The organism is Pseudomonas sp. FW507-12TSA, from assembly GCF_058781435.1.
Genome location: NZ_JBYSWT010000031.1, coordinates 14,944 through 37,164 on the forward strand (window position 1 = coordinate 14,944; position 22,221 = coordinate 37,164).

General features: G+C 59.0%; 30 protein-coding genes and 1 tRNA gene. 20 read left to right on the plus strand and 11 right to left on the minus strand.

Annotation, left to right across the window (positions count from 1 at the left end):
* Positions 1-34: 34 nt before the first annotated feature.
* Genes AC3WK8_RS25045 through AC3WK8_RS25070 form a run of 6 tightly spaced genes read left to right on the plus strand, consistent with a single transcriptional unit; the run spans position 35 to position 5,998 of the window.
* Positions 35-1,588, plus strand: a complete 1,554-nt coding sequence (locus AC3WK8_RS25045; protein ID WP_103326118.1) for a sugar ABC transporter ATP-binding protein — start codon at positions 35-37, stop codon at positions 1,586-1,588.
* Positions 1,585-2,562, plus strand: a complete 978-nt coding sequence (locus AC3WK8_RS25050) for an ABC transporter permease (RefSeq protein ID WP_085599460.1) — start codon at positions 1,585-1,587, stop codon at positions 2,560-2,562. Before AC3WK8_RS25045 ends, AC3WK8_RS25050 begins: the two co-directional genes overlap by 4 nt.
* Positions 2,563-2,565: 3 nt before the next feature.
* Entirely contained in the window at positions 2,566-3,585 is a 1,020-nt protein-coding gene (locus AC3WK8_RS25055) for a LacI family DNA-binding transcriptional regulator (protein ID WP_053138162.1), read from the plus strand.
* 24 nt (positions 3,586-3,609) lie between these two features.
* Complete coding sequence (rbsK, locus tag AC3WK8_RS25060; RefSeq protein ID WP_103326119.1) at positions 3,610-4,527, plus strand: ribokinase; 918 nt, start codon at positions 3,610-3,612, stop codon at positions 4,525-4,527.
* Positions 4,524-4,928, plus strand: coding sequence for a D-ribose pyranase (rbsD, locus tag AC3WK8_RS25065; RefSeq protein ID WP_085599455.1), 405 nt, complete (start codon positions 4,524-4,526; stop codon positions 4,926-4,928). The genes rbsK and rbsD overlap by 4 nt, the downstream gene beginning before the upstream one ends.
* 41 nt (positions 4,929-4,969) lie before the next feature.
* Positions 4,970-5,998 carry a nucleoside hydrolase gene (locus tag AC3WK8_RS25070; RefSeq protein WP_085599453.1) on the plus strand — a complete coding sequence of 343 codons (1,029 nt, stop codon included), beginning with the start codon at positions 4,970-4,972 and terminating at the stop codon, positions 5,996-5,998.
* A gap of 33 nt (positions 5,999-6,031) precedes the next feature.
* On the opposite strand, the gene AC3WK8_RS25075 is transcribed toward AC3WK8_RS25070, so the two are convergent.
* On the minus strand, positions 6,032-6,223 hold the full coding sequence (locus AC3WK8_RS25075; protein ID WP_031321411.1) for a hypothetical protein: 192 nt from the start codon (positions 6,221-6,223) through the stop codon (positions 6,032-6,034).
* Positions 6,224-6,361: 138 nt separating this feature from the next.
* Between AC3WK8_RS25075 and AC3WK8_RS25080 the strand changes: the two genes are divergently transcribed.
* Positions 6,362-6,667 carry a hypothetical protein gene (locus tag AC3WK8_RS25080; RefSeq protein WP_085599451.1) on the plus strand — a complete coding sequence of 102 codons (306 nt, stop codon included), beginning with the start codon at positions 6,362-6,364 and terminating at the stop codon, positions 6,665-6,667.
* Positions 6,668-6,826: 159 nt separating this feature from the next.
* A complete protein-coding gene (locus AC3WK8_RS25085; RefSeq protein WP_022643537.1) occupies positions 6,827-7,141 on the plus strand; it encodes an I78 family peptidase inhibitor in 315 nt (104 codons plus the stop codon).
* A 68-nt stretch (positions 7,142-7,209) separates the two neighbouring features.
* On the opposite strand, the gene AC3WK8_RS25090 is transcribed toward AC3WK8_RS25085, so the two are convergent.
* Together AC3WK8_RS25090 and AC3WK8_RS25095 are read right to left on the minus strand one after the other, a co-directional pair.
* Positions 7,210-7,422: a cold-shock protein gene (locus tag AC3WK8_RS25090; RefSeq protein ID WP_003179963.1), complete on the minus strand. Its 213-nt coding sequence runs from the start codon at positions 7,420-7,422 to the stop codon at positions 7,210-7,212.
* A gap of 297 nt (positions 7,423-7,719) precedes the next feature.
* On the minus strand, positions 7,720-8,019 hold the full coding sequence (locus AC3WK8_RS25095) for a hypothetical protein (protein ID WP_085599449.1): 300 nt from the start codon (positions 8,017-8,019) through the stop codon (positions 7,720-7,722).
* 379 nt (positions 8,020-8,398) lie between these two features.
* Between AC3WK8_RS25095 and thrS the strand changes: the two genes are divergently transcribed.
* The 9 genes from thrS to AC3WK8_RS25140 all read left to right on the plus strand — a co-directional run bounded on the left by thrS (position 8,399) and on the right by AC3WK8_RS25140 (position 15,862).
* Positions 8,399-10,321 (plus strand): threonine--tRNA ligase, encoded by a 1,923-nt coding sequence (thrS, locus tag AC3WK8_RS25100; protein ID WP_085599447.1) that lies wholly within the window; start codon positions 8,399-8,401, stop codon positions 10,319-10,321.
* On the plus strand, positions 10,321-10,872 hold the full coding sequence (infC, locus tag AC3WK8_RS25105) for a translation initiation factor IF-3 (RefSeq protein ID WP_172681693.1): 552 nt from the start codon (positions 10,321-10,323) through the stop codon (positions 10,870-10,872). Before thrS ends, infC begins: the two co-directional genes overlap by 1 nt.
* 60 nt (positions 10,873-10,932) lie before the next feature.
* Positions 10,933-11,127, plus strand: a complete 195-nt coding sequence (rpmI, locus tag AC3WK8_RS25110) for a 50S ribosomal protein L35 (RefSeq protein ID WP_002553160.1) — start codon at positions 10,933-10,935, stop codon at positions 11,125-11,127.
* A gap of 30 nt (positions 11,128-11,157) precedes the next feature.
* Entirely contained in the window at positions 11,158-11,514 is a 357-nt protein-coding gene (gene rplT / locus AC3WK8_RS25115) for a 50S ribosomal protein L20 (RefSeq protein WP_016963673.1), read from the plus strand.
* A 109-nt stretch (positions 11,515-11,623) separates the two neighbouring features.
* Positions 11,624-12,640, plus strand: coding sequence for a phenylalanine--tRNA ligase subunit alpha (gene pheS, locus AC3WK8_RS25120; RefSeq protein ID WP_053138173.1), 1,017 nt, complete (start codon positions 11,624-11,626; stop codon positions 12,638-12,640).
* A 35-nt stretch (positions 12,641-12,675) separates the two neighbouring features.
* Complete coding sequence (gene pheT, locus AC3WK8_RS25125) at positions 12,676-15,054, plus strand: phenylalanine--tRNA ligase subunit beta (RefSeq protein ID WP_103326120.1); 2,379 nt, start codon at positions 12,676-12,678, stop codon at positions 15,052-15,054.
* 3 nt (positions 15,055-15,057) lie between these two features.
* The gene (gene ihfA / locus AC3WK8_RS25130) at positions 15,058-15,360 is read left to right on the plus strand and encodes an integration host factor subunit alpha (RefSeq protein WP_002553164.1); all 303 of its coding nucleotides are present in this window, start codon (positions 15,058-15,060) and stop codon (positions 15,358-15,360) included.
* Complete coding sequence (locus AC3WK8_RS25135; protein ID WP_007920509.1) at positions 15,341-15,697, plus strand: MerR family transcriptional regulator; 357 nt, start codon at positions 15,341-15,343, stop codon at positions 15,695-15,697. Before ihfA ends, AC3WK8_RS25135 begins: the two co-directional genes overlap by 20 nt.
* Before the next feature lie 88 nt (positions 15,698-15,785).
* A tRNA-Pro gene (locus tag AC3WK8_RS25140) sits at positions 15,786-15,862 on the plus strand.
* A gap of 82 nt (positions 15,863-15,944) precedes the next feature.
* On the opposite strand, the gene AC3WK8_RS25145 is transcribed toward AC3WK8_RS25140, so the two are convergent.
* From AC3WK8_RS25145 to AC3WK8_RS25165, 5 genes are all read right to left on the minus strand, one after another.
* Entirely contained in the window at positions 15,945-17,129 is a 1,185-nt protein-coding gene (locus AC3WK8_RS25145; protein ID WP_103326121.1) for a tyrosine-type recombinase/integrase, read from the minus strand.
* Between the two features lie 334 nt (positions 17,130-17,463).
* A complete protein-coding gene (locus tag AC3WK8_RS25150; RefSeq protein ID WP_103326122.1) occupies positions 17,464-17,655 on the minus strand; it encodes a hypothetical protein in 192 nt (63 codons plus the stop codon).
* A gap of 49 nt (positions 17,656-17,704) precedes the next feature.
* The gene (locus AC3WK8_RS25155) at positions 17,705-18,022 is read right to left on the minus strand and encodes a hypothetical protein (protein ID WP_103326123.1); all 318 of its coding nucleotides are present in this window, start codon (positions 18,020-18,022) and stop codon (positions 17,705-17,707) included.
* 739 nt (positions 18,023-18,761) lie between these two features.
* Entirely contained in the window at positions 18,762-19,232 is a 471-nt protein-coding gene (locus tag AC3WK8_RS25160; RefSeq protein WP_103326126.1) for a DUF4031 domain-containing protein, read from the minus strand.
* Positions 19,229-19,654 carry a hypothetical protein gene (locus tag AC3WK8_RS25165; protein WP_256592373.1) on the minus strand — a complete coding sequence of 142 codons (426 nt, stop codon included), beginning with the start codon at positions 19,652-19,654 and terminating at the stop codon, positions 19,229-19,231. The genes AC3WK8_RS25160 and AC3WK8_RS25165 overlap by 4 nt, the downstream gene beginning before the upstream one ends.
* A gap of 134 nt (positions 19,655-19,788) precedes the next feature.
* Between AC3WK8_RS25165 and AC3WK8_RS25170 the strand changes: the two genes are divergently transcribed.
* Together AC3WK8_RS25170 and AC3WK8_RS25175 are read left to right on the plus strand one after the other, a co-directional pair.
* Complete coding sequence (locus tag AC3WK8_RS25170) at positions 19,789-20,019, plus strand: hypothetical protein (protein ID WP_219738185.1); 231 nt, start codon at positions 19,789-19,791, stop codon at positions 20,017-20,019.
* Positions 20,020-20,103: 84 nt separating this feature from the next.
* Positions 20,104-20,310, plus strand: a complete 207-nt coding sequence (locus tag AC3WK8_RS25175; RefSeq protein WP_085600453.1) for a hypothetical protein — start codon at positions 20,104-20,106, stop codon at positions 20,308-20,310.
* 3 nt (positions 20,311-20,313) lie between these two features.
* Here AC3WK8_RS25175 and AC3WK8_RS25180 read toward each other — a convergent pair whose 3' ends face one another.
* The 3 genes from AC3WK8_RS25180 to AC3WK8_RS25190 are packed head-to-tail and all read right to left on the minus strand — an operon-like array spanning position 20,314 to position 21,721.
* Complete coding sequence (locus AC3WK8_RS25180; protein WP_103326128.1) at positions 20,314-20,907, minus strand: hypothetical protein; 594 nt, start codon at positions 20,905-20,907, stop codon at positions 20,314-20,316.
* Complete coding sequence (locus AC3WK8_RS25185) at positions 20,904-21,122, minus strand: hypothetical protein (protein WP_103326129.1); 219 nt, start codon at positions 21,120-21,122, stop codon at positions 20,904-20,906. Before AC3WK8_RS25185 ends, AC3WK8_RS25180 begins: the two co-directional genes overlap by 4 nt.
* Positions 21,119-21,721 carry a hypothetical protein gene (locus tag AC3WK8_RS25190; RefSeq protein ID WP_103326130.1) on the minus strand — a complete coding sequence of 201 codons (603 nt, stop codon included), beginning with the start codon at positions 21,719-21,721 and terminating at the stop codon, positions 21,119-21,121. The genes AC3WK8_RS25185 and AC3WK8_RS25190 overlap by 4 nt, the downstream gene beginning before the upstream one ends.
* A gap of 48 nt (positions 21,722-21,769) precedes the next feature.
* Between AC3WK8_RS25190 and AC3WK8_RS25195 the strand changes: the two genes are divergently transcribed.
* Complete coding sequence (locus AC3WK8_RS25195) at positions 21,770-22,219, plus strand: hypothetical protein (RefSeq protein WP_103326131.1); 450 nt, start codon at positions 21,770-21,772, stop codon at positions 22,217-22,219.
* Positions 22,220-22,221: the final 2 nt, after the last annotated feature.

The following is a 22,221-nucleotide window of genomic DNA, read 5'->3' on the forward strand; positions in this document are numbered from 1 at the left end:
GCCCATCCGGCGGATGGGCGCATGGAGAGTCTTTATGTCTGTTTCCGCTGCGAACGCTGTCCTTTCGGTCAGCGCTATCGGCAAGACCTATGCGCAACCGGTACTGACCGGCATCGACCTGACGCTGCTGCGTGGTGAAGTGCTGGCGCTGACCGGCGAGAACGGCGCCGGCAAGAGCACCCTGTCGAAGATCATCGGTGGCCTGGTCAGCCCCACCACCGGCCATATGCGTTTCAATGGCCAGGATTATCGTCCGGGCAGTCGTACCCAGGCCGAGGAACTGGGCATCCGCATGGTCATGCAGGAGCTCAACCTGCTGCCGACCCTGTCGGTAGCCGAGAACCTGTTCCTCCACAACTTGCCCAGCCAGGGTGGCTGGATCAGCCGCAAGCAACTGCGCAAGGCGGCGATCGAGGCCATGGCCCAGGTCGGCCTCGACGCCATCGATCCCGACACCCTGGTGGGTGAACTGGGGATCGGCCACCAGCAGATGGTGGAGATCGCTCGCAACCTGATCGGCGACTGCCATGTGCTGATCCTCGATGAGCCGACCGCGATGCTCACCGCCCGGGAGGTGGAAATGCTCTTCGAGCAGATCACCCGGCTGCAGGCCCGTGGCGTATCGATCATCTATATCTCCCATCGCCTGGAAGAGCTGGCCCGGGTGGCCCAGCGCATCGCCGTGCTGCGCGACGGTTGCCTGGTCTGTGTCGAGCCGATGGCCGATTACAACAGCGAGCAGCTGGTGAACCTGATGGTGGGGCGCGAGCTGGGCGAACATATCGACCTGGGCGAGCGCAACATCGGCGCGCCGGCACTCACCGTCAGCCACCTCAGTCGTGCGGACAAGGTCCGCGATGTGTCCTTCCAGGTGCGTAGCGGCGAGATCTTCGGTATCTCCGGATTGATCGGGGCAGGGCGCACCGAGTTGCTGCGCCTGATCTTCGGCGCCGACGTCGCCGACAGCGGCAGCATTGCCCTGGGCGCTCCGGCGCGGACGGTGAGCATCCGCTCCCCGGTGGACGCGGTGGCCAACGGCATTGCCCTGATCACCGAGGATCGCAAGGGCGAGGGCCTGCTACTGACCCAGTCCATCAGCGCGAACATCGCCCTGGGCAACATGCCGGCGATTTCCAGCGGCGGCCTGGTCAAGGCCGAGGATGAAGAACAGCTGGCGCGCCGGCAGATCGATGCGATGCGGATCCGCAGTTCCAGTCCGGCGCAGTTGGTGTCCGAACTCTCCGGCGGCAACCAGCAGAAAGTGGTGATCGGCCGTTGGCTTGAACGCGACTGTTCGGTGCTGCTGTTCGATGAGCCGACCCGGGGGATCGACGTCGGTGCCAAGTTCGATATCTATGGCTTGCTGGGTGAGCTGACGCGCCAGGGCAAGGCCCTGGTGGTGGTTTCCAGTGACCTACGGGAGCTGATGCTGATTTGCGATCGCATCGGCGTGCTGTCGGCCGGGCGTCTGATCGACACCTTCGAGCGTGACAGCTGGACCCAGGATGAATTGCTTGCCGCCGCGTTCGCCGGCTATCAAAAACGAGATGCGTTGCTCAATGAAGCGGCGCCTAGGAATGCATCATGAAAACTGCACCTGCAAGCGGCAAGCGCGGCGGCCAATATTATGGCCTCGGTACCTACCTGGGGCTGGCGGGGGCCCTGCTGGGGATGATCGTCCTGTTCTCCGTGCTCAGCAGCCATTTCCTGTCCTACGACACCTTCAGCACCCTGGCCAACCAGATTCCGGACCTGATGGTGCTGGCGGTGGGCATGACCTTCGTCCTGATCATCGGCGGCATCGACCTGTCCGTCGGCTCGGTGCTGGCCCTGGCGGCCTCAGCTGTCAGCGTGGCGATCCTCGGCTGGGGCTGGAGCGTGGTGCCGGCGGCCTTGCTGGGCATGGCCGCTGCCGCGCTGGCTGGCACCATCACCGGCTCGATCACCGTGGCCTGGCGCATCCCGTCGTTCATCGTGTCCCTGGGCGTGCTGGAAATGGCCCGGGGCGTGGCGTACCAGATGACCGGTTCGCGCACGGCCTATATCGGCGACGCCTTCGCCTGGCTGTCGAATCCGATTGCCTTTGGCATTTCGCCGTCGTTTATCATTGCCCTGCTGATCATCTTCCTGGCCCAGGCGGTGCTGACCCGTACCGTGTTCGGCCGCTACCTGATCGGCATCGGCACCAACGAAGAGGCAGTGCGCCTGGCGGGAATCAATCCCAAGCCCTACAAGATCCTGGTGTTCAGCCTGATGGGGCTGTTGGCGGGCGTCGCCGCGCTGTTCCAGATTTCCCGCCTTGAGGCGGCTGACCCGAACGCAGGCTCCGGCCTGGAGCTGCAGGTCATCGCTGCGGTGGTGATCGGCGGCACCAGCCTGATGGGTGGACGCGGCTCGGTGATCAGCACCTTCTTCGGCGTCTTGATCATTTCCGTGCTGGCTGCAGGTCTTGCGCAAATCGGCGCAACCGAACCGACCAAGCGCATCATCACCGGCGCGGTCATCGTGATTGCCGTGGTGCTCGATACCTATCGCAGCCAGCGCGCCAACCGGCGGGTTTGATTCATGGCAACAATCAAGGATGTGGCGGCGCTGGCGGGAATTTCCTATACCACGGTGTCCCATGTACTGAACAAGACACGGCCGGTCAGCGAAGAAGTGCGACTCAAGGTCGAAGCGGCGATCCAGCGCCTGGACTACGTGCCCAGCGCGGTGGCTCGTTCGCTCAAGGCCAAGACCACCGCCACCATCGGTTTGCTGGTGCCCAACAGTCTCAATCCGTACTTCGCCGAATTGGCGCGGGGTATCGAGGATTACTGCGAGCGCAATGGCTATTGCGTGATCCTCTGCAACTCCGACGACGATCCGGACAAGCAGCGCAACTACCTGCGGGTGCTGCTGGAGAAACGCATCGACGGGCTGATCGTGACCTCCGTCGGTGGCGACAGCGGCTTGGCCCAAGGGCTGCTCGGGGTGCGTACGCCCATGGTGATCGTCGACCGTGGCCTGGAGGGCGTGGATGCCGACCTGGTGCGCATTGATCACCAATACGGTGCCTACCTGGCGACCCGGCATTTGCTGGAGCTGGGGCATCGCGACATCGCCTGTGTGGGCGGCCCGGCCAATACCAGCGTGACCCAGATGCGCCTGGCGGGCTTTCACCAGGCGTTGCGCGAGGCGGGAGTCGAGGTGCCGGCACAACGCATCCTGGAGAGCGATTTCAGCAGCACCGGGGGTTACTTGGCGGCGGCGCAACTGCTGGACGGGAATCCGCCGAGCGCGATCTTCGCTACCAACGACATGATGGGCATCGGCGTGTTGCGTGCTGCGGCGGAGCGCAATATCCGCGTGCCCGGCGAGCTGTCGGTGATCGGTTTCGACGACATCTTGTTGAGCCGTTATGTCTATCCGGCGCTGACCACTGTGGGCCAGTCGATCCTGCAGTTGGGCGAGACCGCGGCGGAGCTGTTGCTGCGCCGTATCGCCACGCGGGACCTGCCGCTGGACCAGCGCATCGTCACGCCGAGCATCGTCTTGCGGGAATCGACCGCGCCCGTTGCTGGCGCGTTCGTGCAATACCGCTGAACCTTATTGATTGAGTATCGATGTATGCCAGCAAAAGTAGTGGTAGTGGGTAGCCTCAACATGGACCTGGTGACCCGGGCCGAGCGCCTGCCTCGGGGTGGCGAGACGCTGGCGGGCAAGTCCTTTGCCACGGTGTCCGGTGGCAAGGGTGCCAACCAGGCGGTGGCGGCAGCCAGGCTCGGTGCGGAAGTAGCCATGGTCGGCTGCGTTGGCGACGATGCCTATGGCGTGCAGTTGCGTGATGCGTTGCTCGCCGAGGGCATCGATTGCCAGGCCGTGAGCGTGGTCGAGGGTTCCAGTGGCGTGGCCCTGATCGTGGTGGATGACAGCAGCCAGAACGCCATCGTCATCGTTGCCGGTGGCAACGGCCAACTTATGCCCGAGAAAGTAGCGGCCGTGGACGCGGTATTGCAGCAGGCCGAGGTGATCATTTGCCAGCTCGAGGTGCCGCTGGCCACGGTGGGCTACAGCCTCCAGCGTGGTCGTGAGCTGGGCAAGACGGTGATTCTCAATCCGGCGCCAGCCAGTGGACCTTTGCCGGAACAGTGGTACGCCTCGATCGACTACCTGATTCCCAACGAAAGCGAGGCCGGCGCACTCAGCGGTGTGGTCGTCGATTCGCTGGAAAGCGCCGAGCAGGCGGCCAACCGCTTGCTCGCCGCTGGTGCCGGCAAGGTCATCATCACCTTGGGTGCCCAGGGTTCATTGTTCGCCGATGGCAGCCGCTTCGAGCATTTCCCGGCGCCCAAGGTGCAGGCCCTCGATACCACGGCGGCGGGGGACACCTTCGTCGGTGGCTTCGCTGCCGCGTTGGCGGCCGGCAAGAGCGAGGCCGAGGCCATCCGTTTTGGCCAGGTGGCGGCGGCCCTGTCGGTGACTCGTGCCGGCGCCCAGCCTTCCATTCCCACTCAGTCCGACGTCCAGGCGTTCATTCCCTCATGAAAAAGACCCCTTTGCTCAACATCGCCCTGTCGCGCCTCATCGCTTCCCTGGGGCATGGCGATATCGTGGTGATCGGCGATGCCGGTTTGCCGGTGCCGTCCGGAGTCGAGTTGATCGACCTGGCGCTGACCCATGGCGTTCCCGACTTTCTCGCTACCCTCAAGGTGCTGCTCAGCGAGATGCAGGTGGAGCGCCACGTGCTGGCCGAGGAGATCCTGCTCAAGCGGCCGACGCCGCTACCAGCCCTCGACGCCTTGGCCGCGGCCGGCGAGCTGGGGCAGCGCCAGCTCCTGAGTCATGAAGAGTTCAAGGTGCTCAGTCGCCAGGCCCGTGCCGTGGTCCGCACCGGTGAATGCCAGCCGTACTGCAACATCGCCCTGATCGCCGGAGTGACTTTCTAGTTCGCCAACCGGTTTTTCCCACTTTGCACAAGGAGTGCGCTATGCGCCGCTATGCTCAGCTGTTCCACCACTGGTTCCGGAGTCTACTGCTCTTGTCTCTACTCACTGCTACCGGCGCCCAGGCGGCGGAAAAGATCGATCTGATCATCGATACCGACCCGGGGGCCGACGATGTGGTGGCCTTGTTGTTCGCCCTGGCGTCGCCCGAGGAACTGCATATTCGCGCCTTGACCACCGTGGCCGGCAACGTGCGCCTGGACAAGACCTCGCGCAATGCGCGCCTGGCGCGTGAATGGGCCGGGCGCGAGGAGGTTCCGGTGTACGCTGGTGCCCCTGCGCCTTTGCTGCGCACGCCCATCTATGCCGAAAACATCCATGGCAAGGAAGGTATCTCCGGGGTCACGGTGCATGAGCCCAAGGCTCCCCTGGCCAAGGGCAGTGCGATCAACTACCTGATCGACACGCTGCGGGCGGCCAAGCCCCACAGCATCACCATCGCCATGCTCGGCCCTCAGACCAACCTGGCGCTGGCGCTGATCCAGGCTCCCGACATCACCCAGGGCATCAAGGAAGTGGTGGTCATGGGTGGTGCACACTTCAACGGTGGCAATATCACTCCGGTGGCGGAGTTCAACCTGTACGCCGATCCCCAGGCTGCCGAAGTGGTGCTCAAGAGTGGCGTCAAGCTGACCTACCTGCCGCTGGATGTCACCCACAAGATCCTCACCAGCGATGCGCGCCTGCAGAAGATCGCGGCGTTGAACAACAATGCCAGCAAGGTGGTGGGCGATATCCTCAACGAGTACGTCAAGGGCGATATGGAGCACTACGGCATTCCAGGTGGTCCGGTGCACGATGCGACCGTGATCGCCTACCTGCTCAAGCCTGAGCTGTTCACCGGGCGCCAGGCCAACATGGTCGTCGACAGTCGCGAAGGGCCTACCTTCGGCCAGACCATCGTGGACTGGTATGACGGCCTGAAGCAGCCGAAGAATGTGTTCTGGGTCGAGAACGGCAACGCCCAGGGCTTTTTCGATCTGCTCACCGAGCGCCTGGCTCGCCTGAAATAAGCATCGCCCCCGCGGGCTCCTGCCTGCGGGGGTCTACTCCCGGCGGCTTGTCGGATATTTCTCGAATACCTGGTTCATGAACGCCTGGGCCGATTCCGCCCCCAGCTCCCTTACCAACAGGTCGACGCCGATGATCGCCAGTTCTTCCGGGCTTGCGGGGCTGTAGGAGCATTGGCCTTGGGGCCATCTGGCCTTGATATCGGCGTCGATGTTGACGATGGGCATGACGGTCTCGCTGGTTCTGTGGAAGTGGGCTGGCAAGGTCGCAGAGTTAAGCATGTCGCCCTGGTTTACGCACTGCGACTTAGGCATCAGGCGAGGGCTGTGCGACACTGCGGCTTTTCCGCGTTCAAGGAAGCCTGTGTGCAAATCGATCTGAATCAGCCTGATGCCCTGACTGCGCAAGCGGTGCGCCAATTGCTGGCTTCGGCCAGCGACAAGGTCCACACCCAATTGCGCGTGAGCAAGAGCGGTATTGCCTATATTTCCTCGGGAGTGGTGGGCGGGGCTCAGATCGATAACGTGCTGTTTCGCCTGGAGACCTGGGCTGCTGGCTCCGGTTACGTAGGGGAGGTGGCCGCCAGTGATGAGGCCTGGGTGATGCAGGTCCTCAGTGCGCTCAAGCAGAACTGGCCGAAGCCGGCATTCGACTACATCGATATCTACTGAGCGTCATTCATATCCAGTGACGATTGTCTGCTGAAACCGGAAGGTTGGCTGAGGCAGACTTGCCCGCCCTGTTCCGTGGGGCAAAATGCCACTTCGTTTTGCAACCAAACGCAAAATCGGCTGTCGCACGATCTCTGTATATTTTAAAAAGGAGGCTTCATGCCTTGGAAGTTCGCTTCATTCGCAACCTTGTTGGCCGTCGCAGTCCTGGGTGGCTGCAGTACCGGCGGGTCGACCAAGGAACCCGTGGCCGCAGCCGAGGCTGGGCATACTCGTTGTGAAGCAACCGCCGCCGAATTCGCCATCGGCAAGAAGGCCTCTGCGGAGCTGCTCGAGCAAGCCCGAACCCGTGCTGGTGCGCAGTACGCGCGCTTCCTCAAGCCCAACGACATGATTACGCTGGAGTACCGCTCCGATCGCCTGAACCTCAATACCGACGCCGATCTGGTGGTCACTCGGGTCAATTGCGGCTAAGGCTGCAGCTTTACCCGCCCACAAAAAACCCCGTCACATGGACGGGGTTTTTTTAGCTCGCTGAGAAATTACTCAGGACGAACTTGTGCAGCTTGCATACCCTTTTGGCCTTTCTCAGCCACGAAGGAAACGGTCTGGCCTTCTTTCAGGCTTTTGAAACCGTCGGATTCGATAGCTTTGAAGTGTACGAACAGGTCGTCACCGCCACCTTGAGGAGTGATGAAACCGAAGCCTTTTTCATCGTTGAACCATTTTACGGTGCCGGTTTGGCGATTAGACATGGTGTATCTCCAAGAAACATATATTTTCAGTAGTGCTGTGTTGCTCAGGCCAACTGGGCACACCGGGCTATCATAGTCGAAATGTTCGGCTTGGGAGCCCCCTGCAGAGGCTGTTTACCTGGTGCTTTGGTGAGCTTTTCTGCTTGGGTTGGCTGCAGGCCCCGGTTTAAGGGGCTCCCGTTGGAAAACAAGCGGTGATAAAAAAACCGTAAAAGCTGCATTTCGGTGGAGGAAGGCCGCGTTTCAGCCTGCTTGGCTAGCGTCGATGCGGCCGTTCCCGCTCCTGGCGGTGTCGGGTTACTTGGTCACCCGGCACGCGGCAATGGCATCGAGTGCCCGGGTGCGCAGGTCGGCGCTGGGTTGCTTGGTCTTGCTCATCAGCTCCTTGATTTCCTCGGTAGTGAACTTTTCATTCAGCTTTTCGGCACCACAGGCGCAATGCTGCTCGGCGCTTTTGGCATCGATGCTCTGGCTGGCCGCTGCGGTGCAGTCCTTCATGTAGTCCGCACGGGCACCGGCTGGCCAGGCGGCCTGGGCGCTCAGGGGCAGCAGCAGGGCGAACGGAGCGGCTAGGGCAAGCAGGTTGGTGAGGCGCATGGGTCGATTTCTCCTGAAGTCGGTAGCAAAGACGACGATTCTCGGGGCATTTGAGGGCTGGCGTACATGCCAAGTTCACTTTCTTCAATAAAAGACCGGAAACTGCAAATTGCGAAGTTTGCTGCGCGATGATTGTGATTTTTCTGTGCTAGCATGCCCGGCTTGGGTGTTTTCAGGCTTTGGATGTTTCACTTTCCCTCGCGGTCGATACCTTTTTTTTGATTTGAATTCCAGTCACTCTGGTTCGTCCCTGGCAGGCCGAAAGGTCTCTGCCACTGTGAGGCAGGCTTTCCCGTGGGAAAGGCAGGGCGGATCTTGTACTGGCTCATCCCAACCCACGTGACCTTTGGTAGGGGTCACCACTAGGAGAGGAGGCGCCATGCCCACTATTACTCTTCCCGATGGCAGTCAACGTTCGTTCGACAAGGCCGTATCCGTAGCCGAAGTCGCCGCCTCGATCGGCGCCGGCCTGGCCAAGGCCACCCTGGCAGGCAAGGTCGATGGCAAGCTGGTCGATGCTTGCGACCTGATCGAACACGATGCCACTTTGCAGATCATCACCCCCAAAGATGAAGAGGGACTGGAGATCATCCGTCACTCGTGCGCCCACTTGATCGGCCACGCGGTGAAGCAGTTGTATCCGACCGCCAAGATGGTGATCGGCCCGGTGATCGACGAAGGCTTCTATTACGATATCGCCTACGAGCGTCCTTTCACTCCGGACGACCTGGCCGCCATCGAGCAGCGCATGCATCAGCTGATCGACAAGGACTACGATGTCATCAAGAAGATGACTCCGCGCGCGCAAGTCATCGACGTGTTCCAGAACCGTGGCGAAGACTACAAGTTGCGCCTGGTGGAGGACATGCCCAACGAAACTGCCATGGGCCTGTATTATCACGAAGAATATGTCGACATGTGCCGCGGTCCGCACGTGCCGAACACGCGTTTCCTCAAGGCTTTCAAGCTGACCAAGCTGTCGGGTGCCTACTGGCGCGGTGATGCCAAGAATGAGCAGTTGCAGCGCGTCTATGGCACCGCCTGGGCCGACAAGAAGCAATTGGCTGCCTACATCCAGCGTATCGAAGAGGCCGAAAAACGCGACCATCGCAAGATCGGCAAGCAACTGGACCTGTTCCACCTGCAGGAAGAAGCGCCAGGCATGGTGTTCTGGCACGCCAACGGCTGGACCATCTACCAGGTACTCGAGCAGTACATGCGCAATGTGCAGCGCGAAAACGGTTATCTTGAGATCAAGACCCCGCAAGTCGTCGACCGTATCCTTTGGGAACGTTCCGGTCACTGGTCAAACTACGCCGAGAACATGTTCACCACGTCCTCGGAAAGTCGTGACTACGCGGTCAAGCCGATGAACTGCCCATGCCACGTACAGGTGTTCAACCAGGGCCTGAAGTCCTACCGTGACCTGCCACTGCGTCTGGCCGAGTTCGGTGCCTGCCACCGTAACGAGCCGTCTGGCGCCCTGCACGGCATCATGCGCGTGCGTGGTTTCGTCCAGGACGATGCGCACATTTTCTGCACCGAAGAACAGGTGAAGAAAGAAGCCGCTGACTTCATCAAGCTGACTTTGGACGTCTACAAGGACTTCGGCTTCAGCGACATCGCGATGAAACTGTCGACTCGTCCGGTCAAGCGCGTGGGTTCCGAAGAGCTGTGGGATCGCGCCGAGGGTGCCTTGGCCGATGCCTTGAACGAGTCCGGCCTGGAGTGGGAATACCAACCGGGAGAGGGTGCGTTCTACGGTCCGAAGATCGAGTTCACCCTGCGTGACTGTCTCGGCCGTAACTGGCAGTGTGGTACTCTGCAGTACGATCCAAACCTTCCAGAGCGTCTGGATGCCAGCTATATCGCCGAAGATAACAGCCGTGTTCGCCCAGTGATGTTGCATCGAGCGATCCTGGGTTCGTTCGAGCGTTTCATCGGCATGCTGATCGAGCATTACGCAGGTGTGTTCCCGGCTTGGCTGGCGCCAACCCAGGCGGTGATCATGAATATCACCGACAAACAGGCCGATTTCGCCCTCGAGGTGGAAAAAACACTCAACCAAAGCGGATTTCGTGCCAAGTCCGACTTGAGAAATGAAAAGATCGGCTTTAAAATCCGCGAGCATACTTTGCTCAAGGTTCCCTATCTCTTGGTTATTGGAGATCGGGAGGTCGAGATGCAGACTGTCGCTGTGCGTACCCGTGAAGGTGAAGACCTGGGCTCGATGCCTGTCGCCCAATTCTCGGCGTTGCTCGCACAAGCGGTTTCCCGGCGTGGTCGCCAAGATTCGGAGTAATTACTATTAAGCGTGATATGAGACAAGATAAACGAGCTGCACCGAAGGCCCCGATCAACGAGAATATCTCGGCACGCGAGGTTCGGTTAATTGGCGCTGACGGCGAGCAGATTGGCATCGTCTCGATTGATGAAGCGCTCCGTATAGCTGAAGAAGCCAAACTGGATCTGGTGGAAATTTCCGCCGACGCAGTCCCGCCTGTTTGCCGGGTGATGGACTACGGCAAGTCGATCTTCGAAAAGAAGAAACAGCTTGCTGCCGCGAAGAAGAACCAGAAGCAGATTCAGGTTAAAGAAATCAAGTTTCGTCCAGGGACGGAGGAAGGGGATTACCAGGTAAAACTACGCAACCTGGTACGTTTCCTGAGTGACGGGGACAGGGCCAAGGTTTCCTTGCGATTCCGCGGCCGTGAGATGGCCCACCAGGAGCTGGGGATGGAACTCCTCAAGCGGGTTGAAACTGACCTGCAAGAGTACGGTTCGGTCGAACAGCATCCTAAGATGGAAGGACGCCAGCTGATCATGGTCATCGCCCCGAAAAAGAAGAAGTAATCAACAGGGCACGGCAGGCCTTCTGATTATGTTTATCAATTGAATGCGGAGTATCCGAACATGCCAAAGATGAAAACCAAAAGCGGTGCTGCTAAGCGGTTTCTGAAAACTGCTAACGGTATCAAGCACAAGCACGCTTTCAAGAGCCACATCCTGACCAAAATGTCGACCAAGCGTAAGCGTCAACTGCGCGGTAGCAGCTTGCTGCATCCGTCTGACGTGGCAAAAGTCGAGCGCATGCTGCGCCTTCGTTAATTTTTGGATCAAGAATAGAGGAAGTAACTCATGGCTCGTGTAAAGCGTGGCGTCATTGCCCGTAAGCGTCACAAGAAAATTCTGAAACTTGCTAAAGGCTACTACGGTGCTCGTTCGCGCGTATTCCGTGTTGCCAAGCAAGCGGTAATCAAGGCAGGCCAATACGCCTACCGTGACCGTCGTCAGAAAAAACGTCAGTTCCGCGCTCTGTGGATCGCTCGTATCAACGCTGGTGCTCGTACCAACGGTCTGTCCTACAGCCGTTTGATCGCCGGTCTGAAAAAGGCGTCCATCGAGATCGACCGTAAGGTTCTGGCTGATCTGGCAGTGAACGAAAAAGCGGCGTTTGCTGCGATTGTCGAGAAAGCTAAAGCCACCTTGGCTTAAGTACCCCCGACAGTCACCCGGGCTCACCATCGTGGGCTCTGGTGTTAAACGTCATAAATAGGGGAAGAGCCTTCAAGCTCTTCCCCTATTTTGTATCTGGAGTCTGTACATGGAAAACCTGGATGCGCTGGTTTCTCAAGCACTTGAGGCCGTGCAACACGCTGAAGACATCAATGCCCTGGAACAGATCCGGGTTCACTTCCTTGGCAAGAAGGGCGAGCTGACTCAGGTGATGAAGACCCTGGGCAACCTGCCGGCCGAAGAGCGCCCGCAGGTCGGTGCGCTGATCAACGTTGCCAAGGAGCGTGTGACAGAGGTTCTCAATGCTCGCAAAGCGGCTTTCGAGGAGGCGGAACTCAGCGCCAAGCTCGCCGCCGAGTGCATTGATGTGACCCTGCCGGGCCGTGGCCAGACCTCTGGTGGCCTGCACCCGATCACGCGGACCCTGGAGCGTATCGAGCAGTTCTTCACCCATATCGGCTTCGGCATCGCCGAAGGCCCCGAGGTCGAAGACGATTATCACAACTTTGAAGCGCTCAACATCCCAGGCCACCATCCGGCCCGGTCGATGCATGACACCTTCTATTTCAATGCGAACATGCTGCTGCGCACCCATACCTCGCCGGTACAGGTCCGCACCATGGAATCGCAGCAGCCGCCGATTCGCATCGTCTGCCCAGGCCGTGTGTATCGCAGCGACTCCGATATCACCCACTCGCCGATGTTCCACCAGGTCGAAGGCCTGCTGGTGGATCGTGGGATCAATTTCGCCGACCTGAAGGGCACCATCGAGGAGTTCTTGCGGGTGTTCTTCGAGAAAGAACTGGCTGTGCGTTTCCGTCCTTCCTACTTCCCATTCACCGAACCATCCGCTGAAGTCGATATGGAATGCGTGATGTGCAGTGGCAAGGGTTGCCGCGTCTGCAAGCAGACCGGATGGCTGGAAGTGATGGGTTGCGGCATGGTTCACCCCAACGTGCTGCGTATGTCCGGGATCGATCCGGAAGAATTCCAGGGCTTTGCCTTCGGCATGGGCGCCGAGCGTCTGGCCATGCTGCGTTACGGTGTCAATGACTTGCGCCTGTTCTTCGACAACGACTTGCGGTTCCTTGCGCAATTTCGCTAGTCGCGCGTCCGTAACGAATCTATTAGGAGAGCAGGATGAAATTCAGTGAACAATGGCTGCGCGGTTGGGTTAGCCCGCAGGTAAGTCGTGACGAGCTGGTCGCTCGTCTGTCCATGGCTGGCCTTGAGGTGGACAGTGTTACGCCAGCCGCCGGTGACTTCAGTGGTGTGGTCGTGGGTGAGGTGCTAAGTACCGAGCAGCACCCTGACGCCGACAAACTGCGGGTCTGCCAAGTCAGCAACGGAGCCGAGACTTTCCAGGTTGTCTGCGGTGCGCCGAACGTGCGCCCCGGCCTGAAGGTCCCTTTCGCGATGATCGGTGCCCAGCTGCCCGGCGACTTCAAGATCAAGAAGGCCAAGCTGCGTGGCGTCGAGTCCAACGGCATGCTGTGTTCCCAGGCGGAGCTGCAGATCGGTGAAGGCAACGATGGCTTGATGGAGTTGCCGGCTGACGCGCCAGTGGGTGAGGACATTCGTGCCTACCTGAGCCTGGACGATGCCAGTATCGAAGTCGACCTGACCCCAAACCGCGGTGACTGCCTGTCGTTGGCCGGTATTGCACGCGAAGTTGGTGCCCTTTATGCGGCCAAGGTGCAGCGTCCGGAAGTCAAGGCAGTTCCTGCAGTGCACGATGAAGTACGTCCAGTTGACGTGTTGGCGCCAGCAGCCTGCCCGCGTTACCTGGGGCGGGTGATCCGTAACGTGGACCTGTCCAAGCCGACCCCGCTGTGGATGGTCGAGCGCCTGCGACGTGCCGAAGTCCGCAGCATCGATGCTGCAGTGGATATCACCAACTACGTGATGCTTGAATTAGGTCAGCCGCTGCATGCGTTCGACCTGGCCGAGATCAACGGTGGCATTCGCGTACGCATGGCTGAAGAAGGCGAGAAGCTGGTATTGCTCGATGGTCAGGAAGTGGCCCTGCGCAGCGATACCCTGGTGATCGCCGACCATACCCGTGCCCTGGCGATTGCCGGTGTGATGGGTGGCGAGCATAGTGGCGTCACCACCAAGACTCGCGATGTATTTTTGGAAAGCGCATTCTTCGACCAGATCGCCGTGGCTGGCAAAGCCCGTTCCTACGGCCTGCATACCGATGCTTCCCATCGTTATGAGCGTGGCGTGGATTGGCAGTTGGCCCGTGAGGCCATGGAGCGTGCTACTGGCCTGCTGCTGGAAATCACCGGCGGCGAAGCCGGCCCGATCATCGAAACCGTCAGCGAGCAACATTTGCCATTGGTGGCGCCTGTCACCCTGCGGGCCGAGCGCATCAGCCAAATGCTGGGCATGGAGCTCGAAGGTTCCGAGGTCGAGCGCCTGCTCACCGCGTTGGGGCTGACGGTAGCTGCCGATGGGGCAGGGCAGTGGCGCGTTGATGTGCCGAGTCATCGTTTCGATATCAGCCTCGAGGTCGATCTGATCGAGGAACTCGCACGCCTGTACGGTTACAACCGCTTGCCGGTTCGTTATCCGCAAGCCCGCCTGGCTCCTCAGGCCAAGGCCGAGGCGCAAGGCGACTTGCCGGCACTGCGGCGCCTGCTGGTGGCTCGTGGTTACCAGGAAGCCATCACCTATAGCTTCATCGACCCGAAACTGTTCGAACTGTTCAGCCCAGGTGTCGAGCCGTTGCTGTTGGCAAACCCGATTTCCGCCGACATGGCGGCCATGCGTTCGTCCCTGTGGCCAGGCTTGGTCAAGGCGCTTCAGCACAACCTGAACCGTCAGCAGGATCGCGTCCGCATGTTCGAAAGCGGCCTGCGGTTCGTTGGTCAGCTGGAAGGCCTGAAACAGCAGCAGATGCTGGCAGGTATCGTTTGCGGTACGCGGTTGCCTGAAGGTTGGGCGCAAGGCCGCGATGGCGTGGACTTTTTCGACGTCAAGGCAGATGTCGAGGCGGTGCTGGGCTTTGCCGGCGCTTTGGATGCGTTCACTTTCGTACCGGGTAAGCACTCTGCGCTGCATCCGGGCCAGACAGCACGCATCGAGCGCGATGGGCGTGAAGTGGGTTACCTGGGAGCCATTCATCCGGAACTGGCGAAGCAACTGGGGCTGGATCGCCCGGTTTTCGTGTTCGAACTGGTCCTGAGCGAAGTGGCCCAGGGTCGTTTGCCGAAGTTCCACGAGCTGTCGCGCTTCCCTGAAGTGCGTCGTGACTTGGCTCTGCTGGCAGATCGTGACGTTGCCGCGAGTGCGGTCTTGAAGGTCATTCGCGAGAATGCTGGCGAGTGGCTGACCGACCTCAGGCTATTTGACGTGTATCAGGGTAAAGGCATTGATCCTCATAGAAAAAGCCTTGCCGTTGGCTTGACCTGGCAGCATCCATCGCGCACTCTTAATGATGATGAGGTGAACTCAGCGACGCAAAATATCCTCACCTCGCTCGAACAAAGGTTAAACGCCACGTTAAGGAAGTGACGTATGGGGGCTCTGACGAAAGCTGAAATGGCCGAACGTCTCTACGAAGAGCTGGGCCTGAACAAGCGCGAGGCCAAGGAATTGGTCGAGCTATTCTTTGAAGAAATCAGGCACGCTCTCGAAGATAACGAACAGGTCAAATTGTCCGGTTTTGGTAACTTCGATCTTCGGGATAAACGCCAGCGTCCTGGCCGGAACCCGAAGACAGGCGAAGAAATCCCGATCACGGCTCGCCGAGTCGTCACCTTTCGTCCAGGGCAGAAGTTGAAGGCCCGGGTTGAGGCTTATGCTGGAACCAAGTCATAACGACGAGCTCCCGGTTATCCCAGGCAAACGCTACTTCACCATTGGTGAAGTCAGCGAGCTCTGTGCGGTCAAACCGCATGTGCTGCGTTATTGGGAGCAGGAGTTTCCTCAACTCAACCCCGTCAAGCGCCGCGGAAATCGCCGGTATTATCAGCGCCAGGATGTGCTGATGATCCGGCAGATCCGCGCGTTGCTTTATGATCAGGGGTTCACCATCGGTGGCGCGCGCTTGCGCCTCTCCGGTGATGAAGCCAAAGACGATACTACCCAGTACAAGCAACTGATCCGTCAGATGATCTCCGAACTGGAAGATGTGCTCGTAGTACTCAAGAAATAATTCTCTGTTTTAAATACTTCCACTTTTCAAAAGGTTGCGGTATATTCCTCAGCGTTTCCTGAGAGGTGAAACAGGTTTCACGCCTAGTCGGGGCGTAGCGCAGTCCGGTAGCGCACTAGCATGGGGTGCTAGGGGTCGAGTGTTCGAATCACTCCGTCCCGACCATATTTTTCAATGACTTAGCCGCTTTCGAGCGGCTTTGTTGTTTCTGCCATAGTGACTTTCAGAGTGACCCTGGCCTTTTTATTCATGCCTCCCTCCTTTTCAAAATCGTCAGCGCTGGTGCGCGCGAGTCAGTTGCTGATACCTTGTTTGACGCCTCAATGAGCTGATCCAGTTCTGCTGCCGAGTAGTGACTGGTGATACTTCCGTTCTTGTGGCCGAGCAGCGCTTTCCGATCTTCCTCTGTCACGCCTGCAGCGCGTAGCCTTCTCCCAAAGGTGTGCTTTAGGTCGTGAATGCGGATCCTGGCAAAGCCATCATGCGCCGGCCGCAGGAACTTCTCCTGCCACTTCTTCGCCGCCCTGATCCTGGCCTTCTTCCAGGCGGAGTCATTCATGCGATGCACTGTCGTTTCATTCCCCTCGCCATCAGGCTTGCCAAACGGGAACACGTAGAGCGGGTGTTTTCCACGCTGCTTTTCGATCACCGACTTGGCCACGTCATTCAAAACGACCAGACGCTCGTCTCGGTTCTTCACGCCAGATCTGGCGCTTCTACCGCCGAAGCCCGCGGGTATCAGAAAGACGCTTGTCCCCAGTTCCGGCACCGCAATCTCCCAGTTCCACTGGAGCTTGCACACTTCCTGCTCCCGACACCCCGTGTTGACCTTAAACATTGCCATGGTCTGGAGGTGAGCCGGTAGCTCGGCGAACAGGATCGATTGCTCTTCCCACGAAAGTGGGTAGGGCTTCCGACTGTTCGTTCGCTCATCAAGAAGCGAAATCATCGGCACCACGTCGAGCAGCGGCCGGCGCTCTTCATCCCGCCATTTCCGCGCGCAGAGGTTCAGCACGCGGATGACCCGCTGAAGAGCGATGTTCACTGTTCGATTTGTGACTGGCTTCCCCACCGCAGGATTCAGCTTCGACTGTACGTATGGCGCTAGCGCATCGTCATCTATGTGTGTCAGCGGCATATCGCCAATGAATGGGTCAAGCTGCTCCATGTACGTGGCCGAAATGTGGATAGAGGCCTGGTCCTTCACCTCGAGCAGGAAGCGAGTCGCAGCCTCCCGCCAGGTCCTGACCCGTCTGACTCCGTAGACCTTCTGTTGGCGCAACTGCTCCAGCTTGTGGATCAGATACTGCTCTGCTTCGGCGCGGTCACAAGTGCCAGTACTCTCTTGAATTCGTTCTCCTCTGTACTTTTTGTCGATCTTCCAGATGCCGTTCGGCATTTGCTGGAGGCCTGTGATTGCTTTTTGGGCCACGGCAATTCTCCTTTCTTCTTGCCCTGGCGCTCGCTGCGGGGCCGATTGTTGTCCTGATTGGCGGCTTTTACAATTGCCCGAGACTCGACGTAGGCGTCTGCCCAGGCATCAAGCTCCAAGCGATCAAACCCAATGCCTTGCTTCCCGATGGGGAACTCACTGACGTATGGGCGAACTGTCTTATTGAACTCATCCAGGCACATGCCCAGGTAGGCCGGAGCCTTCATTGCCCTGATGAAGCGGGGCGCAGGCTCTACGGCCTGCATTGCCTTTGGATTGGCCATAGGAATTCCTCGCCCGCGTTCGCGGGCAGGCAGAGTTGTTGGGGGAGGGGTTACTCGCTGTACTGCTTGCGGATGCGTCTGGCGATGGCGCGCAGGTCGCCGTCCATCTCGAACATTTCATTGTTGTCCCGACGCGAGACGACCCCGGACCTGGTGACGTTGCGGCCGCCCAGAATCCAGGCGGCCAGGAGGATCAGCGCTGACTCGAGCTGGCGCCGTAGCCAGCCTGAATGCGGGATCATCTCGGCCCCCTGTAGACGTTCCAGGCCATGAAAAGCAGGGCGGGGAGGATCATGGCTGCACCTCCTGGGCCATGGCTATGTCGATCGTGCTGTCCACGTTCTCCTTGATGAATTTGACGCCAGTGAACCAAATCGGAGTGCTCAGATAGAACTGGTGCACGGATTCGCTCTTGTCGCGCAGCCAGCGATACCGCTCGGCGTCCTTGCGCAGCGCCTCGGCCTCCAAAGCAGTTTTCTCAAGGAGGTTGGCCAGGCCCAGGATGTGCTCTTTCTCGGTGTTCCCGATGTTGGGTTTAGCCGTGGCGTAGTTACGCGAATACCCCAGGGCGTTCTCGATGTGCTCTGGCGGCTTGATTTCTTCAGGCATGACTTGTCCTTGCCGCTTTGCGGCGGCTATGCGATTTTGTGAGGAATCTGATTTGTCTCTTCTGGATCTAAAAAGCTTCTAGGTGCTGACTATTCATCAACCTTTTCATTTTTCTTTAAGGCCAGGGAATGCGTAATCGAGGTAAGGTTTTTTGGGACTGGGTTAATCCTGAGCTGCATTTTCGCAATCTCGACAAGCGCCTACCCTGCGGAACCCTGATAAACGTCCAGGTCCGAACCTCCAAAGAGAAACTCACACAGGTCTTCTTCGGCATTTACGGAGCGAAGGGAGTGATGCTTCTTGAGGAGAGCCACCCCGATTGCAATGGCCAGACAATGACCGTCGCCATGGCTTGGGCGCTGCAGCGAGCTACTGACTGGGTGGAGGAGATGCGGTCCTCGATTCGCCGATCGAATAGAGGGTAGGGGTTACTGCTGGGTAGAGTAAAAACATGCTTCTTGAGGATTTATGGAATATCCGCTTCGACTTGATGTCACAATGAATGCACAGGGACAGCGGCACGTATCCTCGGGCCAGCCCTTCAAGACATCAGCCCAATGCTAAGCAATGATGATTTTCGATATATGGCTCATCGGCACCTCCTCGAAATAGATGCCTCAAACTCCAGGCTCAGCTACCTAATTTCTAGCGGCGAGATTAAAGGCGGCCTTTGGGACGATGCTGTTGCCTGGCACCAGAAGTCATATAACGCTTGGGTCATCTTCCTGAGCCAGAACGCTCAACCTCCATTGTCGGGTTGATCCAAAGTCGCAGAGGGAGCTGCGACTTTTAGCCCTAATCCCTGCTCAGGCCTTTCCTGCAACATAGCCCTGGCCTTCTCGGCGATGAATTTCGCCAGATCGTCGCGCTCGGCAGGAACCGCCACGCCATCGACCACGGCACCACAGTCGCAAACGTCCGCGCTGGTGGATCCTGGCTGCACCTCCTGTGTTGCGGCCTTGCGCTTGCGCATCAGCTCGGCAACGTCACCCGGGTAGCTGATCTCAACAGCGCCCATCTCAACGGCGCGAGCGCGCTTGCTGAGGCAGATGTCGAAGTGTTCGCGAATGGTGCCGGCTTTCTGGAGCCACTTCCGCTGTACGCCGATCTTGTCAGCCATCGACAGCAGCTCAGCAGTGCTGTCAGCGAACATGTGGCACATCTTCATGCGGCCGAACGTGGCGTTCATGTCGTCGACGTAGATGGTCATGGCTGCATCTCCCGGCGCGCCCACTGCACATAGGGGCCATCATCGGTATCGAAAATCCCCATCAGGAACCATTCGGGCCCTGGTGATTCGGGGTTCCACGCGGTGCATGCCGCGTCCTCGTCGGGCAGGTCGTAGGTTTCATCACCAGAGTGCCAGCCTTTCAGCTCCAGCCCCTGCTCCTTGACCCAGGCAATGTAGGGCGCCGGGTCTTCGCCTTCGCCAAAGCTCGGGATGTTTGGGTGATACCACCAGCCATCCTTGTCGCGCTGAACCTCCACGGGGCCGAAGCGATTGGGGCTGTGCGTCGCGCAGGGCATCACGTAGAGCACGTCGGAATACTCGCCACCGCCGGAGCTGAACTTCATTTTGCAGCCGCACTGCGCCGGTTCGCCGTTGACGAACACAATCTTTTCTTCAGGCATGACTTGTCCTTGGCCGCTGCTGCGGCTGTCTGTAATGGAAAGGGGTGGCAACTTGCCTTGATTGAGGGTCTAAGCTGGCAGGTGTAAAAAGCCGTTCAACTTCGCTCAGTTAAGGACCTGACGTGTCGCACAGCATGGATACTCCGATTGCGCTTGAGCACCGTGGATATACGGTTTTCATCAAGTTTGAATGGGAGCGGCCGAACGACGAAGCTCCTGTAGTTGCGCGAGTCATCCAGGTGGGCGACGTTGCGGGCCTTGGGGATGTTGCAGCAGAACTTCAGGGCCCTTGGGAGAGCTACCAAGCTGCTCTGGTGGAAGCTATTTCAGCAGCTGAGCGCTGGATCAACAGCCAGTTGCCGTAGGCATCAATTGTCCCTGCTGCCAATATGGCTGGCTTAATTGGTTTCGCATGGTCAGACTGGGGCTCAATCTCAGAGCGCCAAGCCATGTCAATAGATCGGATATTCCATCTGGAGCAGGCTTTGCTTGCAGTAATCACGCAAGCCGCACAACAGGGCCTAGAGAGCGAAAAACTATGCTCACATGCTATTGGTGGCATGATGGGCAATACATCCTGGCGCTGGGTTACTGCCGAGTATGTGCCTGGTGCTGCTGATGAGCTTGAAAGTGCGCTGCGCGTGCTGAAGCGTTGAGGGTTACTGCTGGGGAGGGTTGAGGCGCGCAGCAGCATCTGCTCCAGCTTTGAAGCAGGCCCAAGCTTCGCGGGTGTCGATATTGTGAAAGATGCCTTTATCGCTGTGGCTCAAGTCGTATGCTCGCCGGTCGGCCCAGGTCTTGAAGTCCTCCTTGGTAGGCAGCGCCACCGCAGCCGGCTGGGCGCCTGGGTGGGTGTAGAGCGGACCGCGCCATTCGAATTCGTCGCTGAGCTGCTCAATTGAGTAGCCATAGCCAAAGTCGCTTTCGGTTGTTCTCTGGTGCAGATTGCAGCGCAGCTCACCGTCGTCCTCGACAACCTCTATCAGCGCTTCCCGTTCCAGGCCGTTACCGCGTATCCAGTAGGCGCCTGTGGAGACTGGCTTAGTCACCGTCCAATCTACCGGCTCGGCAGGCTGGGCGAGAAGGGCGCGCTTGTTCCAGAATTCAACTGGTGCACCGACGCTGCATGGGTCGCACTCCGCAAAGGGCCACGGCTGACCGCTATGGTCGATGTAGTCCGCTGGAACATGGCGCGGAGCCTTCCCACAGAACGGGCACGGCAGAAGCTGCACGCTGATCGTTTCGTTACTCATACCGAGGCCTCCATCACAATGATCGGGTCGTACCACTCAGCGCAGAACAGGACACGGGCGCGCTTGAAGTCGCCAACCATGTTTGCGGCTGCTGTCGCTTGAGCTCGGTGCTTCTGCTTGAACTCCCCGCCGACAGTGGTCCACTTACGCTCAAAGGCTCGGCGAATTTGGGCTACGTAGACACCCTTTGGGGCATGGACGTGAAGAGCACTCATGGCTTGCGCTCCAGGGCGGCGCGGGCCATCCACGCCCCAAGCTCTTGGTTAATGCCCCAGCCTTCGTAGTTGCCATCTGGTCGCCGCTTAAGCATGTGAGGCAACCACCCTTTTGCTAGCGCATATGCTTCAAAATCCGCCTGCTCGTCGCGCTCGACCTGTGCGCTAGGCTTGAATACCTGCAAGCAGTCTTGGCATACGTGGTCGACGATTTCGCCGCTGTTGAACCTCGCACACTTGATCGAGTGTTTGCACTTCGGCGCGCTCGGCTCTGCGCTGGCGGATAGGGCGGCTTCCGTTCGCGTGTCCAGCGTAACGGGTTGTTGGTGGCGCTTGCTGATTTCGAGCCATTCACGCAGCAGCGCATCCCGATCGGCCAGCTTGGTGCGCAGCTCGTCAATTTCAATCTGCATACCGCCAGCCTGTAGGCGAATGGCGCTATTTTCATTCTCCAGCCTCTGCGCCTCGTCGAACCAGTCGCGCCGGGATAGCTCGCGGTCTTTGTCTTTGAACTCGAGAGCGTCTATCTGCTCGTCCTTTTGGTTCAGGTCTGACTGAAGGGCAGCTACTCGCTGCTCCAGTTGGGTTTCTGTGGGCATGGGAATACCTCGCGGTTATAGTTCGCCGCATATCGAAAGGAGGTGGTTGTGAGTCGTCGCGAACTAGCTGTTGTTGTTGCAGAGTTTCGGTCTGCGCTGAAGGGGCTTGTCGATGATGGGCATTGGTTCGGAGTTAGCATCACCAAGGAATTCCCACACGCCTCGTGTGACGACTCTTCGTTGCTATTGGCCGCTTATTTGTCCGACCAAGGCTATCCCGGCGCGTTGAGGGTTCACGGACAATCTGGCGGCAAGAAGCGTGAGCTCAATTCACACGTATGGCTCGACCTGAATGGAACGCTCATCGACATCACAGGCAGCCAGTTTGAGGATTACGCACAGCCAGAAATTCTGATAGCAGATAACGATCCCTTCCTCGCCAGCTTCAAGCCAGAAGGGCGGAGCCGGATCGCGGATTTCCGAAAGACAGCTCATCTGCCTAAGTCCCACTTTTATCAAGCCTACGACGCAATCTGCGCGCGGATCAGCCAAGGTTAAAG